We start from the raw sequence: 24,385 nt of genomic DNA on the forward strand, positions 1-24,385 counted from the left end.
TCCACCGCCGCCGCTAGGATGACATCCCTGATGACCGCCGACGTGCTCCGCCTGGAAAAGACCCTGCTTGGCCACATGGGCCGGGCCATCTCCGACTATTCCCTCATCTCCGAGGGAGACCGCATCATGGTGGGGGTGTCCGGCGGCAAGGACTCGTACACCCTGCTCTACCTGCTGCGCGAGCTGCAGCGCAAAGCCCCGGTGAAGTTCGAATTGCTCGCGGTGAACCTGGACCAGGGCCACCCGGGCTTCCCCGCGCACACGCTGGAGGGGTGGTTCCAGGGCGAGGGCTTCGCCTACAAGATGCTCAAGGAGGACACCTACTCGGTCGTCCTCGAGAAGACGCCCCCGGGCAAGACGCAGTGCTCGGTGTGCTCGCGCATGCGCCGGGGCATCCTGTACTCGGCCGCGGTGGCGCTCGGGTGCAACAAGATCGCGCTGGGCCACCACCGCGACGACCTCATCCACACGCTCCTGCTCAACCTCTTCTTCGCGGGCGCCGTCCGGGGCATGCCGCCCATCCTCAAGAGCGATGACGGGCGCAACACCGTCATCCGGCCGCTGTGCTACGCGCCGGAGAAGGACATCGCCGCCTACGCCGCGCTCAAGCAGTTCCCCATCATCCCGTGCGACCTGTGCGGCTCGCAGGAGAACCTGCAGCGCGCGCGCATGAAGAAGCTGGTGGAGGAGCTGGGCCGGGACATCCCCGACGTGCGCCGCAGCCTCCTGGCCGCCATGAGCAATGTGCGGCCCAGCCAACTGATGGACAAGGACCTCTTCGACTTCTCCGCCCTCGCTTCCGAGGGCGCGGTACCGTCCTTGGACGCGCAGCCGCCGCTGGATGGCGGCAACAACGAAGGAAGGGTGGGCGGATGCCTCGAGAACAGGCAGTAAAGGCGCGCAAGCAGCGCAACGCGGCTCTGGTGGAGGTGATGTTGCTGGCGGCCATGGCCGACGGCCGGGTGAGCCAGGTGGAGCTGCAGACCCTGCTGCGGCGGGTCATCGAGCGGCCCGAGTTCGAGGGCACCAAGCCCGACGAGCTCAACGCGCTGGTCATCGCCAGCGCCCAGCGCCTGTCCAAGGCGCACGACATGGACGAAATCCTCGTCTCGTTCCGGGCGCGGCTGCCGGACCACAAGACGCGCATGCTGGCCTTCGGGCTCGCGGCGTCCATCGCGTTCGCGGACCACCGGGCCACGCGCACGGAGCTGGGCCTGCTCAAGATGTTCCAGGCCGCGCTCGGCATCTCCGAGGACGAGGTGGCGCAGATCATCGACGTCATCGAGGGCGGCGGCAGCCTCTCCGAGGCGCTGGGCGAGCCGCTCGAGCGGCTGTACGCCGAGGTGATGGTGCTGGTGAGCGCCGCGGACGGCCAGCTCAAGGAGGCCGAGGCGCGCGAGCTCGTGGAGAGCTTCGCCTCGGATCCGCTCTTCCACAACGTGAGCCCCGATCGGGCGCAGGAGTTCGTGAGCGAGTCGGTGGCGGCGCTCATGGCCGAGGGCCTGCCGCAGCGGCTGCAGGTGCTGGCGCACGGCCTGTCCACGCACGCCCAGCGCATGAAGGCCTACCGCCTGGCCACGAAGATCGCGCACGCGGGCGGTCAGGAGCCCAGCGCGGGCGAGCAGCGCATCCTCCACATCCTCCAGGCGACCTTCGGGCTCGCGGACGACGAGGTGGAGCGCCTGGACCGCCAGGTCTGAGTCCGGGAGCCCCCGCCGCCCCATGCCCGCGCCCCCTCCGCATCCGGCCCGCGTGTCGTTCCGCTTCGGTCTGCCGCCCTCGCTGGGCAGCGGCCCGGCGCGCGAGCGTGCCGAGGCGCTGACGGCCTTCCTGGCGCGTGCCCTGCACCGCAAGGTGGAGGTGGGGGTGGCGGCCAGCTACGAGGCGCTGACCAAGGACTTGCTCGCGGGCCGGGCGGACGCCGTCTGGGCGCCGCCCTTCGTGTGCGCGCGGATGGAGGCCATGGGCGTGCGGGTGCTGGCGCGGGGCGTGCGCCGGGGGCGCTCCTCCTACCGCTCGGCGCTGGTGGTGCGCGCGGGCTCGGGGCTGACGCTGGCCACGCTCCAGGGCCGGCGCATGGCGTGGGTGGACCGGGACTCGGTGGGCGGCTACCTGCTGCCGGCCGCGTACCTCAAGGCCCAGGGGCTGGAGCCCGCCCGCGTCTTCTCCGCGCAGCAGTTCACCGGCTCCTACCAGGCGGCCCTGGCGGCGGTGCGCGAGGGCACCGCGGACGTGGCGAGCGTCTTCTGCCCGCCGGAGTCCACGGGCCTCGTCTACTCGGACGGCGTGGAGGTGGTGCTGCCGGGCCAGGGGGGGGCGTTCGACCTGCTCGCGTACACGGAGGAGGCGCCCAACGACGGCGTCCCCGTGGGCATGAGCGTGGCGGCGGACGTGGCGGCGCTCCTGGAGCGCGCCTTCCTCACGCTGCACGAGCGCGCGGACGGCCAGCGCCTGCTGGAGGAGATCTTCACCGCGGAGCGCTTCGAGCCCGCCCCCCGCATGGGCTACCGCGCGCTCTACCGCGTGGCGCTCGCGAGCCTGTAGCCGCTCAGCGCTTCGTCATGTCGAACAGGGCGCGGGCCTGGGGCCCGAGGAAGCCGTCGAAGCCAGGCGCGCGCTGGGCGATCTCGAAGTAGGCATAGGGCCAGGGGCGGGTCTGGCCGCCCCGGAGCGCGAGTGGGACGGGCGCGGCGCGGGTGGCCGTCTGCCGCAGGGCGGTGCCGGGCGCGCCCTCGATGTCGCTCTTCATGGGCACGCCCGCCTCCAGCATGCGCCGCTGCCAGGCCTCCACGTCGTCCACCGTCCCGGTGAAGTGGTTCACCTTGCGCCCGAACGCCAGCAGCCACGCGCCGTACTGGGACTCCCGCTCCAGGGCCAGCAGCGCGGCCTCCTCGGGGGCGGGGGGCGCCGAGAACCAGTCGGCCAGGGCTTGAATCTCCGTGGGCGCGGGCGGGTCCACGGGCAGCGCGGCCAGCAGCCGCTGGGCCTCGGGGGACAGCCGCTCCGCGTGGAGCTCCGAGATGAAGACGCGGGGCAGGCCCTCCGGGTGCGCCAGGTAGATGGCGGACAGGTGGGTGTCGGGGAACGTGTACTGCCCGGCGGGCGTCCAGCCGAACCGGGCGAAGACGTCCGCGAACAGCGCGATGCCGCCCCCCGGCCGGGCGAGCGAGCGCAGCGCGATGTGGTCGTTCTGGAATCGGCCGTTGGAGAGGGTCGCGAACGTCCGGGCGTAAGGCACCTCGGCCGCATAGCGCTCCCACAGCAGGTCCAGCAGTCGGGTGGCGTCCTGGCTCATGCGCCGTGTCTTAGTGGAAAGACGGCGGGCGTCCCAGCGTCCGGGGCCTGATAGCTCCCGCTTGTCAGTGCCATTCCCCCAATGTCTTGGCGCGAACGGACCCCACGACGCATTGTTCTGACATCCCCCGCTGCTTCCGCGGGGGAGGGAAGGAATCGTCTCATGGGTCTCGCCGCCCTCGTTGGACTGGGCTCCGGAGCGCTGCACGCCGTCTCGGGTCCGGACCATCTGTTGAGTCTCGCCCCGCTGTCCCTGGGCCTGCGCCGCAAGGCGTGGCGGGTGGGCCTGCTCTGGGGCGTGGGCCATGCCCTGGGCACCCTGGTGTGCGCCTCCATCGTCATGGCCGTGGCCTCCATGCTCGACCTGGCGCTGCTCGACAAGTGGGGCAGCCGGGCCGCTGGCGCGGCGCTGCTGGTCATGGGGGCCGTGGGCCTGGGCCGCTGGGTCCACACCCGCAACGCGCCCGTGGCGGCCCTGGGCGCGCCCGCCCCCGGCTCCAAGACGTCCTGGGGCGTGCTCATCATCGGCCTCATCCACGGCCTGACGGGCGCCGCGGCCGTGCTCCTGTTCCTGCCGGCGGCGGTGTCGGCCTCGGTGGCCTGGAAGGTGCTCTACCTGGGGGGCTTCGCGCTGGGCAGCACCCTCGCCATGGCGGGGCTCACCGCGGCCCTGGCGGCGACGACGCGGCGCATGCCCCGTCCGGAAGCCCTGCTGCGCCACGGACCCGCCGTGGCCTCGTTCGGCTCCATGGTGCTCGGCGGCTGGTGGGTGCTGGTGTAGCGGAGGCGAGGTGCGCTCCCCACGCCGTGGACCTTTCCGAGGCTCACGGCGTGCTGTCCACGGGGGAGCGGTTGAGCAGCAAGGCCCTCACCCGCGGGGTGCGCAGGGCCAGCCCCGCCCACATCATGGCCGCCACGTAGACCGGGAAGAGGGTGTGGCTGAACAGGGGGTTGCCCAGGCGCACGTGGGTGGCGATGGCTCCGCCGAGAAAGCCGGTCAGCCAGATGGCGCCGAGCACCGAGGTCCGGGGAATCAGGTAGAGCCCCAGCCCCACGAGCACGAGCACCCCGATGGGGACCACCGAGCTGTCGGGGTAGCCGAGCGTCACGGTGCCCTCCACGGACATGGGATGGCGCATGACCTTGGTCACGCCGTCGAACAGCAGGAACAGGGTCACCAGGCCGGTGAGGACGCGGCCGATCCAACGCTGGGGGGTCGAGACAACTTGCATGACGAAACTCCGGAGACCGGGGTGGCTTTCCACTCAAGGACGAATGGCCCCAGGCGGGATCGACACGACGTTTCCGGTTTTTCCAGCCGGTCCCGGGGGAGGACGGGGTGGACCTGGGGCGTCTGCCCCCTCGTCACCCGGACGGATTCGTGGCATCAGCGGAATACACCGGCAGTCCATGTTCGTTCGCCCCCGCCCCATTGTCTCGGAGAAGTGCATGCCGATTCGCAAAGTGTTGCTCGTGGATGACGAGGCCGACATCCGGACCATTGGCCAGCTGAGCCTCAGCCGCGTGGGCAAATGGGAGACGGTGCTCGCGGCCTCCGGGGACGAGGCCCTGATGAAGGCGGACGCCGAGCGGCCCGACCTCATCCTGCTGGACGTGATGATGCCCGGCATGGATGGACCCACCACCCTGGCGCGGCTGCGCGCCCAGGCCTCCACCGCCCAGACGCCCGTCATCTTCATGACGGCGAAGATCCAGAAGCACGAGGTGGCGCGCTACCTGGAACTGGGCGCCGTGGGCGTCATCGGCAAGCCCTTCGAGCCGTTGACCCTGCCCGCGGAGATCAAGAAGCTGGTGCCGTGAAACTCCCCGTGCGAATGCGGCGCTTCTCCAAGCGCTCCGTGGTGCTCGCCGCCGTGGCGCTCGCGCTCTTGTGCGTGCTGTTCGTGCTCGGCCGACCCCTGCCCGTCGCCGAGCACGAGGCGTACCGCGCGCAGCTGCGCCAGCTCCGGGTGTCCAGCACCCAGGTCGACCAGGACATCCTCCAGTTCCACCTGGGTCTGCCCCAGGCCAGGGAGGTCGCCCCGGAGGCCTTCGCCACCCTGCGGGTGCAGGCCGACGCCCTGCGTCAGGGTGTGCCCTCGTACCTGTCCGACGGCGAGAAGCGCTCCCTGCGCGAGGCCATCGACGTCTACGTGAGTGTGCTCCTGCCCGAGGAGCTGCTGGTGTCGCGGCTGCGCGAGGAGACCGCGCGCCAGCACGAGCGGCGAGAGCGCCTGGCGCGGGAGCTCGCGGGCCTGGTGGCGGCCCTGCCCGCGGGTGATCCGCGCGAGCGGACCCAGGTGCTCGCCCAGGCGGTGCAGGCCAGCGCCGAGCAGGGCGAGGGCCCCTCCCTGGAGCAGGCGCTGAGCGCCGTGGCGGCGGTGAGCGCGGGCCTGCCGGACGCCGAGGCCCTCCGCATCCGCGTGGAGGCGGAAGCCCACGCGCTCCATGTCCATGCCAAGGACCGCGAGCAGACGCTGACGAACCTGATGCGGCGTCCCGTCGGTCCCGAGGGGGAGAAGCTCATCTCCGCCTACCTCCAGCACTACGAGCGCGCGCAGGCGCGCTCCGAGCGCTTCCGGGTGCTGCTCTTCGTCATCACGCTCTTGCTCGTGGCGTTCGTGCTGGAGGTGCTCTGGCGGCTGTCGCGCACCGGCGAGGCGCTCGACGCGCTCAACGCGGACCTGGAGCGGCGCGTGTTGGAGCGCACCGAGGCCCTGTCCACCGCCAACCAGGAGGTGCGCGAGAGCGAGGCGCGCAAGGCCGCCATCCTCCAGAGCGCGCCGGACGGCATCATCACCCTGGACGAGGCGGGCCGCGTGTTGGACTTCAACCCCATGGCGGAGCAGCTCTTCCGCCTCTCGGGCGCGGAGGCCAGCGGCCGGGACTTCCTCGCCCTGGCGCTCTCCGCGGCGGTGCGGCCCGAGCAGCGCGCGCAAGTCATCCGGGCGCTCCGGGCGGATTGCGCTCCCGGGCTGCCCACGCGCCTGGAGCTGCCCCTCTTGCGCACGGATGGCGGCACCTTTCCCGCCGAGCTCACCGTCTTGCGCGTGCGCTCGGAGGGGCCGCCGCGCTTCACCACCTACGTGCGCGACATCACCGAGCGCCAGCACGTGGAGCGGCTCAAGAACGAGTTCGTCTCCACGGTGAGCCACGAGCTGCGCACGCCCCTCACCTCCATTCGCGGCTCGCTGGGCCTCCTGGAGGGCGGCATCATGGGCGAGCTGGACGCGCCCATCCTGGAGATGGTGCGCATCGCCCGCTCCAACACGGACCGGCTCATCCGCCTCATCAACGACATCCTCGACCTGGAGAAGATGGAGTCGGGGATGCTGGAGCTCAAGCCCCAGCCCCTGGAGTGCGCCGAGGTCATCGAGGCCACGCTCTCGGGCGTGAGCGCCATGGCGGACGCGGCGCGCGTGACGCTCGTGGCCCGGGCGGAGGACGCGGGCCAGGTGAAGGCCGACCGCGACCGGCTCATCCAGGTGCTCACCAACCTGGTGTCCAACGCCATCAAGTACTCGCCACCGGACGGCCGGGTGGAGGTGCGCGCCGCCCGGGACGCCCGCGGCCAGGTGCGCTTCTCCGTGGTGGACCAGGGCCCGGGCATCCCCCCGGACAAGCGCGCGCGGCTGTTCGGCAAGTTCCAGCAGCTCGACAGCTCGGACACCCGCTCCAAGGGCGGCACGGGCCTCGGGCTCGCCATCTCCCAGGCCATCGTCGAGCAGCACGGCGGCCACATCGACGTGCTGGGCGAGCCCGGTGAGGGCGCCACCTTCACCTTCTCGCTCCAGGCGGTGCGGCAGGGCTCGAGCACCGTGTCTCGGGTGGCGGACGACTCGCGCTACACCATCCTCGTGGTGACCACGGACGTGGAGATGTCCGGCGTGCTGCGCGGCCTCTTGGCCCACGAGGGCTACCGCGTGCTGCGCTCGTCCTCGCTGGACGAGGCCGCCAAGCTCATCGAGGTGGGCGCCCCGGACGTGCTGGTGGTGGACCCGCGGGGCCAGGAGGGCGGGGAGCTGGACTTCGTGCGCCGCCTGCGCGAGCAGCCCCGGGCGCGCGAGCTGCCCGTGCTCATGCTCGCCGAGCGCGCCGAGGGCGGCGTGCAGCCCATGTTGGTGGACTGGATGAAGAAGCCCCTGGACGAGGGCCGCTTCCTGCACACCCTGCGCTCCATCATCCGCCAGCCCGGCCACGCGCGCGTGCTGCTGGTGGACGACGACGTGGCCACGCGCCAGATATTGCGCGCCCAGCTCGAGCGGCTCGGCGCCACGTGCTTCGAGGCCGAGGATGGCGAGCGCGCGGTGGCCCTGGCCCGGGTGACGCCGCCGGACCTCATCGTCCTGGACGTGAACCTGCCCCGACTGGACGGGTTCGAGGTGGTGGACATCCTGCGCCAGGGCAAGGGCCGGGGCACGCCCCTCATCGTCTTCACGGGCCGAGACCTGAGCCCGGCGGATCAGAACCTGCTCACCCTGGGCGCCACCCGGCATCTCATCAAGACGCGCACCACCGATGAGGTGCTGCTGGCGTCCGTGAAGGACATGCTCAACGGACTGCTGTCCCAGCGGGACGGCGGCGCCCCCCCCCACAAGGAGACGTCATGAGTCGCGGCACGCTGCTCTTCCTGGAAGACGACAAGGACCTGCAGACGCTCGTGTCCACCTACCTGCGCGAGCGGGGCTATCAGGTGGAGTCGGCGCGTTCGGTGCGCGAGGCCCGGGACGTGCTCAAACGCGCGCGGGTGGACGCGGCCATCGTGGACGGCCTGCTGCCCGGCATGTCCGGCACGGACTACATCCAGGAGCTGCGCGCCTCCGAGCCCGCGCTGCCCATCCTCTTCGCCTCGGCCTTCTGGCGCGACAAGAAGAGCCACGACCTGCTCACCCGCGAGCTCAAGGTGGCGCGCGTGCTGCACAAGCCCTACACGCCCCAGGAGCTGTTCGTGTGGGTGGAGCAGGCGGTGAAGCCGCCCGCGCCGGCCGTGCCCGCCACGCCGCCCCCGCGCGAGCTGTCCCCGGAGGAGGAGCTCGCCGCCGCCATGGCCGAGCTGAGCCGCGAGTACGGCGCCCGGCTGGGCGAGAAGGTCCAGGAGCTCGCCGACGCCCTGGAGCGGGCCCGCGGTGGCCAGGCGGGTGCCCTGGAGGACGCCTTCATGCTCGTGCACAAGCTGCACGGCACCGCGGGCACCTACGGCTTCGTGCACGTGAGCGCGGCGGCGGGCCGCCTGGAGCTGCAGTTGCGCCCGGTGCGCGACGGCGAGGGCGCGGCGGACTGGGCCTCCCTGAAGACGGCCGTGGCGGAGCTCGGGCAGCTCGCCCAGCGCGCCGTGTCGCCCCTGCCGCCGCCCCTGCCCCGGCCGAGCGCGAGCGCCGCGTCCGGGTGGTTGGGCACGGTGCTGGTGGCGGACGACGACGCCCAGTGGCTCGCGGACATGGAGCGCCTGGGCCGCGAGCGCATGGTGCGCGTGGTGACGGCGCGCACGGAGGACGAGGCGGTGGAGGCGGCGCGCAAGCAGTGGCTGGACGGGGCGCTGCTCCACGTGGACCTGGGCCACAAGGAGGGCGGCTTCCAGGCCGCCGCGCGGCTGCGGGGCGAGGACTCCACCCAGTCGCTGCCCCTGGCCTTCTTCGGCACCCAGGGCGACGTGCCCTACCGCATGGCGGCGGCCCAGGCCGGCGCCTCGCTCTACCTGCCCCGGCCTTTCTCCGAGCAGGACCTGATGGACAGCGTCAAGCGCATGGCCGCCACCCGGCGCCCCGAGCGCTCGCGCGTGCTGGTGCTCGACGATGATCCGGACGCGGTGCGGGCCCTGAGCGCCGCGCTGACGAGCCACCAGGTGGAGGTGGTGGGCCTGGGCGACTCCTACCGGCTGGTGGAGGCGCTCGCCGAGCACCGGCCGGACCTGCTGCTGCTGGACGTGGAGATGCCGGGCCCGAGCGGCTTCGACCTGTGCCGCATCGTGCGCTCCATGCCCGAGTGGCAGTCCCTGCCCATCCTCTTCATCACCGCGCACACGGGGTCGGAGTTCCGCGTGGCGGCCTTCCAGGCGGGGGCGGACGACTACCTGTCCAAGCCCGTGCTCGGCGAGGAATTGCGCGCGCGCGTCAACTCCCGACTGGAGCGGGCGCGGCTGGCCAAGGATCGCGCCGAGCGTGACTCGCTCACGGGCCTGCTCTTGCGCCGACCCTTCATCGAGTCGCTCCGGGCCCGCCTCGCCGAGGCGCTGCGCCTGGAGAAGCCGCTCGCGGTGATGCTCATGGACGCGGACCGCTTCAAGGCGGTGAACGACACCTACGGCCACCTGGCCGGGGATCGGGTGCTCATGCGCCTGGGGCGGCTGCTCTCGGCGCGCTTCCGCAAGGAGGACCTGCGCTGTCGCTGGGGCGGCGAGGAGTTCGTCGTGGCGCTGCTGGGCGAGACGGCCGAGAGCGCCCGGGAGATCCTCTCGCGCACGGCGCGCGAGCTGGAGCGCATGCCCTTCGAGGGCGACCGGGGCGAGACGTTCCACGTCACCCTGAGCGCCGGCATCGCCGTGTCCGGCACGGACGGCACCCAGGTGGAGGCGCTGCTGCGGCGCGCGGACGAGCGGCTGTACCGGGCCAAGCAGAACGGCCGCAACCGCATCGAGATTTGAGGCTCAGGCGGGCAGGGGGAAGGCTTCCCAGCCCGTGGGCCACACCACGCGCTCGTAGGTGAAGTGGTGGGGGTCGTCCTCGGGCCAGGGGGCGTCCACGGGCTCCTCCACCAGCGCGAAGGTGCCGTGGTCGAAGGGGCGCCCCGTGCTGGCGGTGTGGGGCACCACCCGCTCGCGCACGCCCCGTCCCGCCAGCTCCAGCGAGCGGTGGTGGCAGTAGGGGTTGTTGCCTCTCCGGTCGAAGAGCACGTGCGCCTGCTGGCTGCAGCCGCCCCGGCACGCCGCGGCGTACTTGCAGCCGCCGCAGTAGCCCCACATGTGCGCGGTGCCCTCGGGCGTGCCGGCGGACACGTTGAAGGTGAGCTCGCGCGTCTCCAGGATGTCCGTCAGCGGCTTCTGGCGGATGTTGCCGCCCACGTACTCGGAGGGCAGGGTGGGGCAGCCCTTGATGCCGCCATCGGCGTGGATGCCCAGCACGGACAGGCCCGCCTTGCACCCCGCCCACACGGTGCCCACGCTGCCAAACAGCAGCGCGTCATACGGGCCGAAGTAGCCCATGTCGTTGGCGGGCGCGAGCGCCACGCGCGACTCGTCCCGTGCCCGCACCGCGATGCGCGCCAGCGAGCGGTACAGGTCCGGCAATTCCGCGGGCTGCAAGAGCATCCACGCGTTGTCCGAGCCGTTGCCCATGGGCGTGGTGAGCTGGATCTGCCAGGAGCGGATGCCCGCGTCCCGCAGCCGCTCGTACAGCGCCGGCAGCTCCGGGGCGGACAGGCGGTTGATCTGCGTGTTGGCGCTGAAGGGCAGGCCCACCTCGCGAAAGTGCCCCATCGTCTGCATGCAGAAGAAGAAGGAGTTGGCCTTGCCGCGGATGCGGTCATGCGTGGCCGCCAGCCCATCCACGGACACCGACACGTGCGCGATGCCCGCTTCCTTCATGCGGCGCGCCGTCTCGCGCGACAGGCCATAGCCGCCCGTCGTCATGGTGCACATCATCCCGTGGTCCGTGATGGCGCGGGCGATGTCCAGCCAGTCCGGGCGGAGGAAGGCCTCGCCGCCCTCGATCGTCACTTCCTGGATGCCCACCTCGGCCATCTGGCGGACCAGGTCGAGCGCCTCTTCCCGAGACAGCTCGTCGTTGCGCTTGTCCCCCGCCCGTGAGCCGCAATGCCCACAGGCGAGATTGCACTTCAGGGTCAGCTCCCACACGGCATAGGCCGTGCGTTTCTGCAGGCGCGGAAGCGTCATGGGCGGGGGACGCGCTCGGCGGCGGGACTAGTTCTGCTGCTCGAACTCGGTCGGCGGGGGCGGCAGCTTCGGGGGGATGCCGTACTTGGCTCCGCCACCGCGCACGCCCTCCAGGGTGTTCTCATCCAGCTCGAGGATGTCGCGGGCGACCTCCTCCTGACGCTCGATGACCTCGGTGCGCGGGAACTTCTTCTCGGTCTTCGTCATGGCACTCCCTTCGGGTGTGAGGCCATGGAATTAAAGAAAGACGCGCCTTCACTGTCAATGTGAGGGCCGCACTTCTCCTGAGACTATCAGTGGACAGGGCAGCCACGGGTGCGGCAGCGCCGTCATGGGATAGCCAAACGCCCGGCCCAGGCGCTCCGTGGTCATCACCTCGGAGGGCGGCCCGAAGGCCAGGGCCTGTTGCTCCGCGAGCAACAAGACGCGGTCCGCGTACTGCGCCACCAGGTTCAGGTCATGCAGGATGAGCAGCGCGGCGGCGCCCTCGCGCGTGAGCTCCCGCACGAGCTCCAGCGTCTTGTGTTGGTGGGCCACGTCCAGGCTGCTCGTGGGCTCGTCCATCAGCAGCAGCCGGTCGCCCGGGGTGCCGTGCAGCTGCGCGAGCGCGCGCGCGATGTGCACGCGCTGCTGCTCTCCGCCGGACAGGGTGAGGTAGTCGCGGGCCTCGTGGCCGCCCAGGCCCACGCGCTCCAGACACGCCCGGGCCACACGCACGTCCTCGGGGGACTCGGCGCGGCGGCGCTGGTGGGGAATGCGCCCCATCAGCACCACCTCCAGCGTCTCGTAGGAGAAGGGCAGGTGGATGCTCTGCGGCACCACGGCGCGCCGGCACGCGAGCGCCTCGCCGCGGTGCTGGGCCAGGGGCTCGCCGAACAGGCGGACGTCCCCCTCATGCGCGGGCACCTCGCCCGTCAGGTGCTTGAGCAGGGTGCTCTTGCCCGCGCCGTTGCGGCCGACGACGGCCATGAACTGGCCGGGCTCCAGGGTGAAGCGCAGGCCGGACAGCAGGGCGCGGTCGCCCACCCGGCAGCTCAGGTCGCGCACGTCGAGGATGGGGCTCATGGGGCGGGCCTCCCGCGCTGGCGCATCAACAGGGCGAGGAAGAAGGGGGCCCCGGCGAGCGCGGTGACGATGCCGATGGGCAGCTCGGAGGGGACGACGACGGTGCGGGCCAGCAGGTCGGCGAGCACGAGCAGCGTGGCGCCCAGGAGCGTGGACAGCGGCAGGAGCGCCCGGTGGTTGGAGCCCAGCGCCAGGCGCACCAGGTGCGGCACCATGAGCCCGATGAAGCCGATCATCCCGGACATGGCCACCGCGGCGCCCACGCCCAGCGCCACCAGCGCGATGAGCGTCCACTTGAGCCGCTCCACGGGGATGCCCAGGTGCCGGGCGTTGGCCTCGCCCAGCAAGAGCGCGTTGAGCGGATTGGCCAGCCACGTCATGCCCACCACGCACACGAGCACCAGCGGCGCCAGCACGGACACGGACGTCCACGTCGCCGCCGAGAGCGAGCCGAGCTGCCAGAAGGCGAGCACGCGCAACTGGTCATCCGTGGAGAAGTAGGTGAAGAGCCCGGTGAGGGACACGCACAGCGCGTTGATGGCCACGCCACACAGCAGCATCATCGCCACGTTCGTGCGCCCGCCCTCGCGCGCGAGCGAGGAGATGACGAGGATGGCCACGAGGCTGCCGAGGAACGCCGCCACCGGCTGGGTGTAGAGCCCGAGCACGTGCGGGGCGAGCACGGTCACGGCCGCCACGGCCACCGTGGCGCCGCCGGACACGCCGAGCAGGCCCGGATCGGCGAGGGGGTTGCGCAAGAGGCCCTGGAGCGCCGCGCCCGCCACCGCCAAGGCGGCGCCCACCAGCACGCCCATGCACACGCGCGGCAGGCGGATGGCGTGCAGCACCGCCGCCTGCTGCGGGGTGAACTCGGCCAGGCGCGGCAGGCCCAGGGACTCGAGCAGGATGGACACCACCTGGGCCGGGCTGATGGCCACCGCGCCCACGCCCAGCGAGACGATCACGCACCCGAGCAGCAGCGGCACCAGGACGAGCAGCCCCCGCGTGCGCCGGGCCCAGACGGCCGGCGCGTGGAACCCGGGCATCCCGGGCGCGTCAAGGCCGAGCGGGCGCATGCAGGCCGGTGAACAGGGTGTCGGCGAACTGAGGGAAGCGGGGGCCCACCCACCGCACGGTGTCATCCACGGCGAGGATGCGCTTCTGGGCCCCCGCGGGGGTGAGCGCCACGCCCGGCATCTTCAGCACGCCGTCCACGCTGCCCACGGCCTTGATGCCCCGCTCCAGCAGGATGATGGCGTCCGGCGCGGCCTGCACCATGCCCTCGGCCGTCAGCGCTTTGGTGCCCGTGGTGAAGTCCGCCGCGTTCTGCCCTCCGGCCAGCTCGATGAGCACGTGCACGCCCGTGTCGCGCCCGTAGACGAACGCCTCGCCCGGGCCGTGCGCGTAGAGGAACAGCACACGGGGCTTCGTCTTCACCCCGTCGACCTTCTTCTGGAGCGCGGCCAGCCGCGTGTCGAGCTCCTGGGTGAGCTTCTGGCCCGCCTCGGGCACCTGGTACAGCGCCGCCACCTGCTGGATGCGCCGCTTGAGGGCCGGGATGCCCGACTTGCCCGAGTGCTCCAGCACGAGCACCGGCACCTTCGCGCCGCGCAGCTGCTCGGCCGTGGCGGCGGGCATGTTCTCCTCGCTCGCGAGCACCACGTCGGGCGCCAGGCTGATGATGCCCTCCACGCTCGGGTGGTAGGGGTGCCCCACCTTGGCCACCTGGGCCAGCTGCGCGGGGTAGGTGCCCGCCACGTCGGTGCCCACCACGCTGCCGCCCTGGCCGAGCGCGTAGACGATCTCCACCAGCGAGGAGTTGATGGCCACCACGCGCTTGGGCACCGCCACGTCCACCGTCTTCCCATCCACGCCCTTGAGGGGCGCGGCGTGGGCGGGTGCTCCCGCGAGCACGGCCCCCACGAGTGACAACAGGATGGCGAGCGGACGCATGACGACTCCTCTTCCCCTGTCCAGAGGAAGTGAATGTGATAATCAAAATCAACTTCGCGGCGGACCTTCTCCTCTCGGGCGCGGCCTGTCAAGCGCGGGAGGGGGCGTGTCAGTCTTCGGAGGGCTCGTCCGGCGCGGCGGGCGGCGTGGCCGGGCCCCGTGCGGGGGCACCCGGGGCCGGGGCTCGCCGGGGGGCGGGAGCGCTCGGGAGCGGGGCGGCGGGCGGTGGCGCGGGCTGCGCGGTGCGCAGGCGGGGCGGCTGGACGGGCCCCTGCACCGGGCCCACCCGGGTCGCGGAGGGGGAGCTCGTCTCGCGCGCCGGGGCCGGGGCCGGGGCCGGGGCCGGGGCCGGCGCGGCGGCCGGGGCGTGCTCGCGCAGCAGCCGCGGGTCGAACTGGATGACGGTGGGCTCGGTGGCGAAGCGGTCCTCCTCGAGCTCCGGCGCGTACAGGTCCTTCATGAAGGCCGTGAGGTGGGCCTGGGTGCCCGGCAGCCGCTCGGCGAGGAGGAAGTCCTCGAGCGCGAGCTGCAGCTCCCCGGCGCTCTGGTAGCGCTCGTCGCGCTTGCGCGCCAGGGCCTTCATCACCACCGCGTCCAACTCCGGGGGGATGCCGGGCACGAGCTCGCTGGGCGGCGCCACGCGCGCGCCCACCACGGCCTTGAGCGTGGCCAGGTCCGTCTCGCGCTTGAAGAGCCGCTGGCTCGTCAGGAGCTCGTGGAACACGATGCCCAGGCCATACACGTCCGAGCGCGCGTCCAGCTCCTCGCCGCGCGCCTGCTCCGGAGACATGTACGCGTGCTTGCCCTTGATGGTGCCCACCATCGTCTGGGACAGCTTGCCCGCGGCCTTGGCCACGCCGAAGTCGATGATCTTCACGTTGCCGTTGAAGCCCACCAGCACGTTCTGCGGGGACACGTCGCGGTGGATGAGCCCGAGCCGCCGGCCCGAGGGCGTGCGCGCCTGGTGCGCGTGGTCCAACCCCGCGGCCGCGTCCGCGACGATGCGGCACTTGAGCCCCAGGGGCAGGCCGCCCTTGGCGCGGCGGGCGCGGATGTTCACCTGGTTGACGGACTCGCCCTGCACGTACTCCATGGCGATGTAGAAGATGCCGTCCACGTCCCCCAGGTCGTAGATCTGCGCGATGTTCGGGTGGTTGAGCACCCCGGCGATGCGCGCCTCGTCCAGGAACATCTGGATGAACTCGTGGTCCTCGGACAGGTGGGGCAGCAGCCGCTTGAGCACCAGCAGCTTCTGGAAACCCACGGGACCCTTCTGCCGGGCCAGGTAGACCTGACCCATGCCACCCGTCGCCAGTTTGCGCAGCAGTTCGTAGCGGCCGAAGGTTTCCACGGAAGGGGCCCACCATATCCGTCCTGGGGGCGCCAACGGAAGCGCCCCCGCGAGTTCCCTCGCGGGGGCGCCCTGCTCAAGCAGCCGCGTCAGGGGGCCGCGCAGATGCTGCGGTAGCGCACCTCGAGGTTCTGGCCCGGCACGGGCACCGCGCCCGTCTTGAAGACGACCGCGTTGCGGGCCGCGTCATACGACCACTGGTCCGTGCCCAGGACCCGACCCGCCACCTGGACGCGCATCTCCGTCAGGCCGTTGGGCGTGGCCGTCAGCGGGAAGTCCGCCTGGAGCCCCTCGGCGCGCTTGAGCAGCTTCTCCAGGAAGGAGCCGTAGTCCCCCAGGCAGATGGAGTCCGCGGCGCCCCCGGTGGCCTGGGCCACGGCGGAGAAGCGCGTGCCGGGCCCGCCCGCGGTGGTGCAGCGCGTGTCGGTGGGCACCAGCGCGTACAGCTGGCTGCGGTGCCCCATGCCCGTGCCCTTGATGGACTGGAGGAACTGCACGTAGCTCTCCGGCTCGAAGCCCGAGTGGTCGTCCTCGTCGGCCACCACCACCACGGCCAGCCGCGCCGTGGTGCGCAGGAAGCCCTGGTTGCCGTCGTTGGGCAGCGGGGTGCGCGGGTCGTCCATGCTGGTGATGAGCGGCGAGGACAGGCCCTGGCGCATCGTCTCCAGGCCCTGCACCAGGTTGTGGCACAGGCCCACGTCGTCGATGTTGGCCTGCACCGTGGTGGCCGCCGTGGCCGAGGTGCTCGCCGCGGTGCGGGCGCGGTGCCCGTCCGCCGGCACGAGCCGCCCCGCGTCACCGCCCGCCGTGGCGTTGGTGCACGCGGGCGAGCGGGTGCTCAGGCCCGTGCTCGTGACGCCCACGCGCACGTCCACGCCCACCTGCCGCGCGCGCTCCAGCCACCCCGGGATCGCGTTCTTCAGCCGCTTCTGGAACTCCCCCATCGTCGTGGTGTTGCTCACCACGAAGAGCACGTCCAACTGGCTGTCGGTGCCCTGGATGAAGCGGTCGATCTGCAGGCCCTCGTGGTTGGTCTCCGCGAGCAGCGGGATCATCAGCGGGTTGGGCTCGTTCTGCTCCTTCACGAAGAAGGGGCTGTAGTGCTGGCCGAGCACGTCGCGGGCGTAGCTGAACTCCAGCTCGAAGCCCTCGCCGGGGGCGAGCTGGCGCGGCAGCGCGGGCGGCGTGACGAGCTGGTACTGCTCGCTCGTGCCCGCGCCGATGTGCGCGTCCGTCACGCTCACCGGGGCCGCGCACTGGTTGGACACCAGCGTGCGGCGCGGGCGCGTGGCGCAGTCATAGCGGATGGGGCCGAAGTCCACGAAGGCCGGCGCCGCCACCAGGCAGCTCGCCAGGGACGTGCCGTGCAGCGGCAGGCGCACCGTGGGGTTGGCCGGGTCATTCACCGTGAGCGTGAGCTCGCCCTGGTAGTCGCCCACCGCGGGCGGCCGGAAGGACACCATGGCGCTGAACGCCGAGGCGTAGGGCACCGAGCCGCCCACGATCTTCCCGCCGGGCATGGAGAAGGCCCCGCCCCCGTCGTTGGACACGTGGATGTTCTTCACCGCGCACTCGGCGCGGCCCGTGTTGTCGAAGCGGAAGCCCAGCACCGCGCCGCGGCCCGGCTCCAGGTTGCCGAAGTCCAGCACCGGCTGGGGCTTGAGCGTGTAGACACACGTGCCGGTGTCGCGCGCGGTGCCGGTGAGCAGGATGGTGCGCTCGGGGTTGAAGAGATCGTCCGACACGAGCACCAGCGTCGCCTCGAAGCGGCCTGAGTTCTGCGGCTCGAAGTACACCGTCAGGTCCAACGCGTCCGTGCCCGGCGCGATGGGCAGGTTCTCCGTCTCCAGCGCGGGCCAGGTGCTGCCCGGCGTCCAGGGCTGCACCGCCTTGCCGCGCAGGATGTTGTCCACGGAGAAGTGGGCCCACATGCCGTCGGCCCGCACTCCCTTGAGGTACAGGTTGCCCGAGGTGCCCGCGTTGGTGATGCGGATCGTCTTGGCCAGCTTGCCGCCCGAGGGCAGCTCGCCGAAGTCGAGCGCCAGCGGGGCCACCGCCAGCGTGGGCCGGCCGCCGCGCGCATCCAGCGTCACCTGCGCCTGCCGGGGCTTGTCCGACTCATAGCCCACCGTCAGCGTGCCCATGTTGGGCCCGGAGAAGCGCGCCGCGAACTCCAGCGGCACCCGCACCTCCTCGCCCGGCTGCACCTGCCGCGACCCCATGGCCTCCAGCGGCGTGAAGGCCGTGTCGCTCGTGCCCATGCCCTGGATGGTCACCGGCCGCCAGGTGATGTTCTTGGCGCGCGTGAAGGAGCGCGTCGTCTCGTGCACCGGAATCTGATCGAAGGGCACCGGGGCCGGGTCGAACACGAACGCGCTCGCCACCGAGCGCCCCGCGAGCCCCGCCACCGTGGGCGTGCACGTGTCGCACGGGCGCACCTCCACCTGCGCGCTCATCTCGCCCAGATCCTTGGGGAAGTACTTCGTCTCCAACTGGGCGGTGGCCCGGGGCGGCACGGTGATGTTGTCCGCGCTGAACGCCTTGGCCGCGTCCCCCGTCACCGTCACGCTCAGGGGCAGGTCCACGGGGTTGGTGATGGTCAGCCGCAGCACGCGCTGGCTGTCCACCTCCAACGTCTGGAAGTCCAAGAGGGCCGGCTCCAGTCGCACGGTGAGCGGCGCGCCCTGGCCCTTCACCTTCACCAGGTGCTCCTGACCGGCGTTGGCGTCCGTGTTGACCTTCAGCGACTCCTCGCTGCCGCCTTCCGCGAGCGGGTGGAAGCGCACCCGCACCAGCTTCTCCTCGCCCGGCATGAGGCGCGCCTCGCCGTCGAAGGACACCTCGTAGGCGGGGTTGTCACCGAGCTTGAGCGCCTCCAGCGCGTGGAAGGGCACGTAGCCCACGTTGCGCAGACGCACGACCTTCTCGCGCCACTCGCCGACCGGCACCTCGCCGAAGTCCAGCGCGTTGGTGTCCACCGCGGCCGTGGCCTGCACCGCGCGCGTCTCTCCTGGCTCATGGCACGCGGCCAGCGCTCCCGCCAACAGCGACAGCCAGATGATCCGTTTACCGTTTCGACCTGTCGTCATCACCCGTCCCCGCCTCGAACACACACCTACCCGGCAGGGCACCCATCAAATTGCGTACCAGACGGGGCGCCTTGGCACGGGTGAGCAATTCCAGGGGCTTGGCCGAGGGTAGGCGGAGGTAGGCGGGGATCAGTGGGAAACGAAGTGCCCTCGGGGGTGGAGCTTTTTTCATGGCTTGCCGATCAGCCCCGACGGACAGGAGGGGCGGGCAGGCGACAAGATTTTCCCACCCGGAGGCGGGGTCCCGGGCCTTGGCGGGCGGTCCGGAACCCCTCGTGGGGCGCTACTCCGTCAACAGGTGAACCTCGGTGGTGCCGGCGCCCACGGTGATAGGGATGCGGCACGGGCCCTCCGGGACGACCACCTCCACGAGCCGGGTGGCGGTGGTGGTGAGCCCCGCGCCGTCCGTCACCGAGTAGATGAGCGGGTAGAGGCCCGGGACGGTGGGATCGATCGCGCCGATGACCTCGACCTGGGCGCTCAGGTCTCCCGCGCAGGCATCGAGCGCGAAGAAGCCGGGCTCGGTGTAGCTGGACACGCCGTGGCCCAGGACGATGACGTCGGGCCCGAGCAGCGTCAGCGCGGGCGGCTGGGTGTCCTGCACCGTGAGCGTGGTGGTGCAGGAGAGCGCGTGGCCGTCCTTGTCGGACGCCGTGTAGGTGAGCGGGGTGATGCCCGTCATGCCCTCCGTCCGGCCGCGCACGCACTCGAGCGTGCTCGGATCGGGGCAGATGAGCTGGGGTGGGGGGGCCTCCCAGGCGGACCCCGCCACCTCGTGCGAAGCCGGGGCGGGTGCTTCGAGCGCTTCCGGGGGCGGCGCGCTGTCCTGGGGCTGTCCGTCTGGGTTTGGCGTCGTCGGGAGGGCCAGCGCCTCCGGTGTTTCGGACGCCGGACTGTCCTCGGGGACGGGGCCCTCCGACTGGAGTCCCTCCACGGCTTGTCCTTCGGACGGAGTGAAAGGGTTTGCCTCCGCGCTCGGACCGTAGGCACACACATTCAGTGCCGCCAGGAGCACGAGCCCTGGCAGGCGTTGGAATTGCGTTGTCATGGACAGGTAACCCCCGGATGCACCCATGGCGGAGTGAACGCCAATCGGCACCCGGGAACATACCCGTGCCTCATTCCGTGTGTTTGTGATTCGGAGTCTGTGTAGGAATGTGAAACGAGTCCACCGCCCGAGTGTCCGCTCCCGCGCGTCAGGGCGTGATGAAGTCCACCAGGGCCCGGGCCACGGCCTCGGGTTGCTCCAGGTGCACGTGGTGCCCGCCGGGAATCACGATCGGCGGCCGCGCGAGCCGCAGGGCCGCGAGCCGCGCCTCGGCCCGCGCTTCTTCCATGCGGTGGCCCGTGCTCCCCAACACGAGTTGCACCGGGCACCGCACGCCCGAGGACACCGCGAGCCACTGCGCGTCGTCATAGCCCTGGGCGAAGCGGCGGCGGTGCGTGGGATCGAAGGTGAAGGCGACGCCGCCGCCGTCCCTCTCCGGCAGGGGCTCGGTGCCGTGGCGGGCCAGGTGCAGCGCGGCGGCCTCGGGCAGGCCGGGGTTGTTCTCGCGCAGGCGCGCCGCGGCGGCCTCCACGGACGGGTAGCGCTTGCGGTTCGGCTCGCGCTCCAGGTCCTGGAGGAAGCCGCGCAGCCGAGGCAGCGCGTTCTCGGGGGGTCCTCCCGTGGGCCCCAGGCTCTCGATGAGGCTCAGGCTCCGGACGTGCTCGGGCCGGGCGGCGGCGTACATCGTGGCGATGATGCCCCCGAGCGAGTGGCCCACCAGGTGCGCCTGGGCGAGCCCCGTGGCGCGCAGCACCGCCTCCAGGTCCACCAGGCAATCGCCGAGCTGGTAGTGGCCGGGCCGGGGCAGCCACGCGCTGCGGCCCATGCCCCGGAAGTCGAACACCACCAGCCGCCACGTGTCGGGCAGGTGCTCGACGAGCGTATCGAAGCCATGCCCATGGTCCAGCCAGCCGTGCAGGAACACGACGGCCGGCGAGCCCTCGGCATGGCGCTGGCGGACGTGCAGGCCAAGGCCGTGCACCTCCACCGACAGGGTCTCGAAGGGGGGGCGGGTCATGGCTCCCGCTTACCCCATCGGAGGCGGCTCAGAGCGCGGAAGTCGCTTCCATCCCCGAAGCCGCCGAGAGCACCAGCGCGAGTTGCCGCGCCTGGTTCTCGGTGCTGCAACGATATTCCTGGACCTTCCCACTGGCCGTTTGAAGGCGCAGAACCCAGACGTCGGCTTCCCTGGACACCACAGGACGTGCTTGCGGCATGGATCCCCCTCTCGTGTGCGGTGTGGCCGCACGAGCCTTTCCCAAGCATCCCCCATGCCGACCCCCGGTCCAGGCCCGCCCCCAAGGAATCCGGCTATTTGGCTTTTCACGCCGCCTTCGGGGGTGACAAACTTTGCGGAGTGGGGTGACAAAACGTGCAAGTCACCTTGCACTCTTTGCGCAGTGCGGGCCGGAGCCGTTGAGCGGAGGACACACCGCCGCCAGGGCTTTCAGGGAGCGCGGCAGCCCGTGGTGGTGCGGTGCTGACGCACACATTCCATGTCGAGCTGGGGCAGTCGCGAGTGACCCGGGCTGGAGAAGACCAGACCCACCGACAGGCCGAAGCGCACGGTGTCGGTGAAGGTGTCGAGCACGCCCGCGTCCGGCTCGAGGCCGATCCGGTCGTTGGCGTTGAGGAACACGCCGCCCAGGTCCCCGCCCATGTAGAGCTTCTGGCCGAAGAGCGAGGCCTTGGCCAGGGTCCAGCGCAGCTGCAGGAGCGCGCCCAGGCCCTGGTGCGGGCCGAACAGGCCATAGGTGGCGGCCACGTCCACGGCGATCTTGTCCGCGCGCTCGTGGTAGCCCCAGCCCTCGATGTCGGCCGCCACGTCCACGGAGCGCTCGATGTGCAGGCCCCCCATGAGCGTGGGGCTGAAGCCCAGGCGGCGGCCGGCCGGGTCGCCCTCGGGCTGCCAGGGGTGGACGAGCACGTCCAGGCCGCCGAACGGTCCGAAGCCCCAGGCCTTCGCGGTGGGGACGTCCTTGAGCGAGCGGTCATCGCTCACGCCGATGTTGGTGGTGCCGTAGCCCCAGAAGGTGGGCACGAAGCCCGCCTTGAGCTGGAGGCCGAAGGTGGTGCTGACCGAGCCGCTGTAGTTGTAGGAGAAGCTGTCGGCGAACGGGCCGTAGGACAGGTGGGCCCGGGCATCCAGGTAGAGGTTGGGCGCGAAGGTGGCGTCGGTCGCGTTGGCGAAGATCTCCCCGCCGAAGGTGCCAGGCACGGCGAGCAGCAGGCCGCCACCGAAGGTCAGGGCATGGTCGTAGGAATCGCCTTGCCGGAGCGTGTAGGTGACCCGGTCATCGTCCGCGTGGGCTGGAGACGACCAGACGAGGGCCGCCGAGAGGACCGCGAGGACCGCACTACCGCATTCGTGCTGCTTGACCATGGATGAACGACTCCCAGATGAGGTGGGCCCATGGTGTTCAGAGTGTCACCCCGGAGCCTAGCCCGTGTTCAGGGGGGGGCGGACCCCGTGCGCCGTCCGGGGTAGAAGGGCCGGGCGATGACGACCCTCCTGTCCCGGCTCCGCCCCGACACCTTCACCCTGGCCCTGCTGGCGACGGTGGGGCTGGCCACGGTGCTCCCGGTCCGGGGCGCGGCCGTGGCCCCGCTCGACGCCGTGACCCACGCGGCGATCGCGCTGCTCTTCTTCCTGCACGGCGCGCGACTGTCGCGTCAGGCCATCCTCGAGGGCATGGGGCACTGGCGGCTGCATGGGGTGGTCCTCGCCTCCACGTTCGTGCTCTTCCCCCTGCTGGGCGGGGCCCTGCGCTGGGCGCTGGACGGGTGGGTGGATCCCCCCCTGCTGCTGGGCTTCATGTTCCTGTGCCTCCTGCCCTCCACGGTGCAGTCCTCCATCGCGTTCACGTCCATGGCGGGGGGCAACGTGGCGGCGGCGGTGTGCAGCGCCTCCGCGTCCAACCTGCTCGGGGTGTTCCTGACGCCGCTGCTGGTGAGCGTGTTCCTGCGCGGCGGGAGCGAGGGCGGGGGCATCTCCCTGGAGTCCGTGGGCGTCATCTTCGTGGAGCTGTTCGTGCCCTTCGTGGCGGGACACCTGCTGCGCGGGTGGATCGGCGCCTGGGTGGAGCGCCAACGCCCCGTGTTGGGCTTCGTGGACCGGGGCTCCATCCTGCTTGTGGTCTACACCGCGTTCAGCGAGGCGGTGGTCAACGGCCTCTGGTCGCGCCTGGGGTGGAGGGAGGTGCTCGTGCTCGGCGTGCTCAGCGGCGTGCTCCTGGCCGCGGTGCTGCTCGCGACCGTGGGGGCCAGCCGGCTCTTGGGCTTCTCGCGCGAGGACGAGATCACCATCGTCTTCTGCGGCTCCAAGAAGAGCCTCGCCAGCGGAGTGCCCATGGCGAGCGTGCTCTTCGCCGGAGGCTCGGTCGGGGCCATCGTGCTGCCGCTGATGTTCTTCCACCAGTTGCAGCTCATGGTGTGCGCGGTGCTGGCGCGCCGGTATGCCGCCCGGCGCGGGTGACGTCAGCGCGCCGCGGACTTCTGCGGGACGGGCAGGGGCCAGAAGCTGGCCTGCTCCGGGCCCTCCAGGGCGAAGAGCATCCGCCGGGCCTTCAGGTCCCACAGCCGCAGGAAGGTGCCCTGGTCGTTGTCGCCCACCACGAGCACCAGGCTGCCCCGGGTGAAGAGCGTGAGCGCGCTGTCCGCCCGGGTGCCCTGCAGGGGCAGCGGCTCCAGGCCCTTCGGACCCTCGGTGTACACGGGGCCCTCGTCGTAGGTGATGCCCCCTTCCTGGACCTGGGTCAGGTACAGCGGGCCCGCGGCGGTGTCGAAGCGCCGCCAGACGGGCGCCGAGGGCGCGGGGAGCTTGGGCGAGGGCAGCTTCGCGCGCACGGCCTCGGTGTCGGTGACGCGGGTGAAGCGCTCACGCGCCGCGTCCTCCATCGCCTCCGGGCTCGGCCCGAGCGACTGGAGCGCCTCGAGCGCGCGGACTCCCGGGGCGGCGTCTTCCCCATAGGAGGTGCTCCGTGTCTCGATGCGCGTCCACCCGCCCTCCTCCCACCGGAAGGCATGGGCCAGTCCCGGGATGCCCGTGTCCGAGGCCGGATAGTCCTGGCCCTCGAACGCGATGACCCCGCGCATCCGGGTGCCCTCGAGTCGCGGGACCACCTTTAAGTAGGGCGCATACCCCTTCTGCTCGGGCGGGTTCTCGTCCTCCGGGAAGAGGTCGATGGGATCCTCCAGGAAGACCAGGGGGCGGCCCTCGGCGTCGAAGCCGTGCCGGGCCAGATCTCCCTGGGGGGGCAGGGTCATGACCGTGTGTTGACGGGCGTCCAGCCGCACCCGCCAGAGGTGGGCCATCTCCTCGCCGTTCAATCCCTCCGTCTTGAAATGGACCAGCCCCTGGGCACCGTCCGCGCTCCAGGCGAGCCGTACCTGGTGGCAGGCCACGGGCAGGGTCGCCAGGGTTCGCGGATCCGCGGGCGGGGTGTGTTGCAGCCAACGGCACCGGCCCGAGACGTCCTTCAAATAGGACAGCGTGGCCTCCGGAACGGCGTCCGCGGTGGGGGACGGGTTGGGTTTGGCGAGGGAGAGGCCGCCCGCGAACAGCAGGGCGGTGGCCAGGGGCAGGCCCCAGGAGACGGGAGGAAAACGCATGTCGGGAGTCCTCGTGCGTCCGCACGAGCAGCGGCGAACGACGTGCGATGAAACATACGCTGAACTTCGTGGCGGATGGAATCCGT

At 71.6% G+C, this 24,385-nt stretch carries 21 protein-coding genes; 8 read left to right on the forward strand and 13 right to left on the reverse strand.

What is annotated here, in order from left to right; all coding sequences use genetic code 11:
• The first annotated feature begins 30 nt into the window (after positions 1-30).
• Genes ttcA through I3V78_RS10155 form a run of 3 tightly spaced genes read left to right on the forward strand, consistent with a single transcriptional unit; the run spans position 31 to position 2,544 of the window.
• Positions 31-894 (forward strand): tRNA 2-thiocytidine(32) synthetase TtcA, encoded by an 864-nt coding sequence (ttcA, locus tag I3V78_RS10145; protein ID WP_204486526.1) that lies wholly within the window; start codon positions 31-33, stop codon positions 892-894.
• Positions 873-1,700, forward strand: coding sequence for a TerB family tellurite resistance protein (locus I3V78_RS10150; protein ID WP_204486529.1), 828 nt, complete (start codon positions 873-875; stop codon positions 1,698-1,700). Before ttcA ends, I3V78_RS10150 begins: the two co-directional genes overlap by 22 nt.
• Positions 1,701-1,722: 22 nt before the next feature.
• The gene (locus I3V78_RS10155) at positions 1,723-2,544 is read left to right on the forward strand and encodes a phosphate/phosphite/phosphonate ABC transporter substrate-binding protein (RefSeq protein WP_204486532.1); all 822 of its coding nucleotides are present in this window, start codon (positions 1,723-1,725) and stop codon (positions 2,542-2,544) included.
• Positions 2,545-2,548: 4 nt separating this feature from the next.
• Here the strand turns inward: I3V78_RS10155 and I3V78_RS10160 are convergent, their stop codons facing one another.
• Complete coding sequence (locus I3V78_RS10160) at positions 2,549-3,295, reverse strand: DUF1338 domain-containing protein (protein WP_204486534.1); 747 nt, start codon at positions 3,293-3,295, stop codon at positions 2,549-2,551.
• A gap of 162 nt (positions 3,296-3,457) precedes the next feature.
• Here I3V78_RS10160 and I3V78_RS39125 point away from each other — a divergent pair, with 162 nt between their 5' ends.
• A complete protein-coding gene (locus I3V78_RS39125) occupies positions 3,458-4,075 on the forward strand; it encodes a hypothetical protein (protein WP_239576376.1) in 618 nt (205 codons plus the stop codon).
• A gap of 43 nt (positions 4,076-4,118) precedes the next feature.
• Here I3V78_RS39125 and I3V78_RS10175 read toward each other — a convergent pair whose 3' ends face one another.
• Positions 4,119-4,526 carry a DoxX family protein gene (locus tag I3V78_RS10175; RefSeq protein WP_204486536.1) on the reverse strand — a complete coding sequence of 136 codons (408 nt, stop codon included), beginning with the start codon at positions 4,524-4,526 and terminating at the stop codon, positions 4,119-4,121.
• 217 nt (positions 4,527-4,743) lie between these two features.
• On the opposite strand from I3V78_RS10175, the gene I3V78_RS10180 reads away from it, so the two are divergent.
• From I3V78_RS10180 to I3V78_RS10190, 3 genes are read left to right on the forward strand one after another with little or no spacing between them, the layout of a single operon-like run.
• Positions 4,744-5,115 carry a response regulator gene (locus I3V78_RS10180; RefSeq protein WP_204486538.1) on the forward strand — a complete coding sequence of 124 codons (372 nt, stop codon included), beginning with the start codon at positions 4,744-4,746 and terminating at the stop codon, positions 5,113-5,115.
• Positions 5,112-7,904 carry an ATP-binding protein gene (locus I3V78_RS10185; RefSeq protein WP_338023517.1) on the forward strand — a complete coding sequence of 931 codons (2,793 nt, stop codon included), beginning with the start codon at positions 5,112-5,114 and terminating at the stop codon, positions 7,902-7,904. The genes I3V78_RS10180 and I3V78_RS10185 overlap by 4 nt, the downstream gene beginning before the upstream one ends.
• Positions 7,901-9,934 (forward strand): response regulator, encoded by a 2,034-nt coding sequence (locus tag I3V78_RS10190; protein ID WP_204486541.1) that lies wholly within the window; start codon positions 7,901-7,903, stop codon positions 9,932-9,934. Before I3V78_RS10185 ends, I3V78_RS10190 begins: the two co-directional genes overlap by 4 nt.
• Before the next feature lie 3 nt (positions 9,935-9,937).
• Here I3V78_RS10190 and I3V78_RS10195 read toward each other — a convergent pair whose 3' ends face one another.
• From I3V78_RS10195 to I3V78_RS10240, 10 genes are all read right to left on the reverse strand, one after another.
• The gene (locus tag I3V78_RS10195; protein WP_204486543.1) at positions 9,938-11,182 is read right to left on the reverse strand and encodes a radical SAM/SPASM domain-containing protein; all 1,245 of its coding nucleotides are present in this window, start codon (positions 11,180-11,182) and stop codon (positions 9,938-9,940) included.
• 27 nt (positions 11,183-11,209) lie between these two features.
• Positions 11,210-11,389 carry a hypothetical protein gene (locus tag I3V78_RS10200; RefSeq protein WP_204486546.1) on the reverse strand — a complete coding sequence of 60 codons (180 nt, stop codon included), beginning with the start codon at positions 11,387-11,389 and terminating at the stop codon, positions 11,210-11,212.
• Between the two features lie 54 nt (positions 11,390-11,443).
• Positions 11,444-12,247, reverse strand: coding sequence for a heme ABC transporter ATP-binding protein (locus tag I3V78_RS10205; RefSeq protein WP_204486548.1), 804 nt, complete (start codon positions 12,245-12,247; stop codon positions 11,444-11,446).
• On the reverse strand, positions 12,244-13,293 hold the full coding sequence (locus tag I3V78_RS10210; RefSeq protein WP_204486551.1) for a FecCD family ABC transporter permease: 1,050 nt from the start codon (positions 13,291-13,293) through the stop codon (positions 12,244-12,246). The genes I3V78_RS10205 and I3V78_RS10210 overlap by 4 nt, the downstream gene beginning before the upstream one ends.
• Positions 13,294-13,303: 10 nt before the next feature.
• Positions 13,304-14,200 carry a heme/hemin ABC transporter substrate-binding protein gene (locus I3V78_RS10215; protein ID WP_204486553.1) on the reverse strand — a complete coding sequence of 299 codons (897 nt, stop codon included), beginning with the start codon at positions 14,198-14,200 and terminating at the stop codon, positions 13,304-13,306.
• Between the two features lie 109 nt (positions 14,201-14,309).
• A complete protein-coding gene (locus tag I3V78_RS10220) occupies positions 14,310-15,551 on the reverse strand; it encodes a serine/threonine protein kinase (protein ID WP_338023518.1) in 1,242 nt (413 codons plus the stop codon).
• A gap of 89 nt (positions 15,552-15,640) precedes the next feature.
• Complete coding sequence (locus I3V78_RS10225; protein WP_204486555.1) at positions 15,641-18,640, reverse strand: choice-of-anchor D domain-containing protein; 3,000 nt, start codon at positions 18,638-18,640, stop codon at positions 15,641-15,643.
• A 283-nt stretch (positions 18,641-18,923) separates the two neighbouring features.
• The gene (locus I3V78_RS40120) at positions 18,924-19,574 is read right to left on the reverse strand and encodes an immunoglobulin-like domain-containing protein (protein WP_204486558.1); all 651 of its coding nucleotides are present in this window, start codon (positions 19,572-19,574) and stop codon (positions 18,924-18,926) included.
• 262 nt (positions 19,575-19,836) lie between these two features.
• Positions 19,837-20,706, reverse strand: coding sequence for an alpha/beta fold hydrolase (locus I3V78_RS10235; protein ID WP_204486561.1), 870 nt, complete (start codon positions 20,704-20,706; stop codon positions 19,837-19,839).
• 429 nt (positions 20,707-21,135) lie between these two features.
• Positions 21,136-22,071: a hypothetical protein gene (locus I3V78_RS10240; protein WP_204486563.1), complete on the reverse strand. Its 936-nt coding sequence runs from the start codon at positions 22,069-22,071 to the stop codon at positions 21,136-21,138.
• Positions 22,072-22,188: 117 nt separating this feature from the next.
• On the opposite strand from I3V78_RS10240, the gene I3V78_RS10245 reads away from it, so the two are divergent.
• Positions 22,189-23,163, forward strand: a complete 975-nt coding sequence (locus I3V78_RS10245; RefSeq protein ID WP_204486566.1) for a bile acid:sodium symporter family protein — start codon at positions 22,189-22,191, stop codon at positions 23,161-23,163.
• Between the two features lie 2 nt (positions 23,164-23,165).
• Here the strand turns inward: I3V78_RS10245 and I3V78_RS10250 are convergent, their stop codons facing one another.
• Complete coding sequence (locus tag I3V78_RS10250; RefSeq protein WP_204486568.1) at positions 23,166-24,299, reverse strand: hypothetical protein; 1,134 nt, start codon at positions 24,297-24,299, stop codon at positions 23,166-23,168.
• Between the last annotated feature and the right edge of the window lie 86 nt (positions 24,300-24,385).

The organism is Archangium primigenium, from assembly GCF_016904885.1.
GTDB classification, from domain to species: domain Bacteria; phylum Myxococcota; class Myxococcia; order Myxococcales; family Myxococcaceae; genus Cystobacter; species Cystobacter primigenius.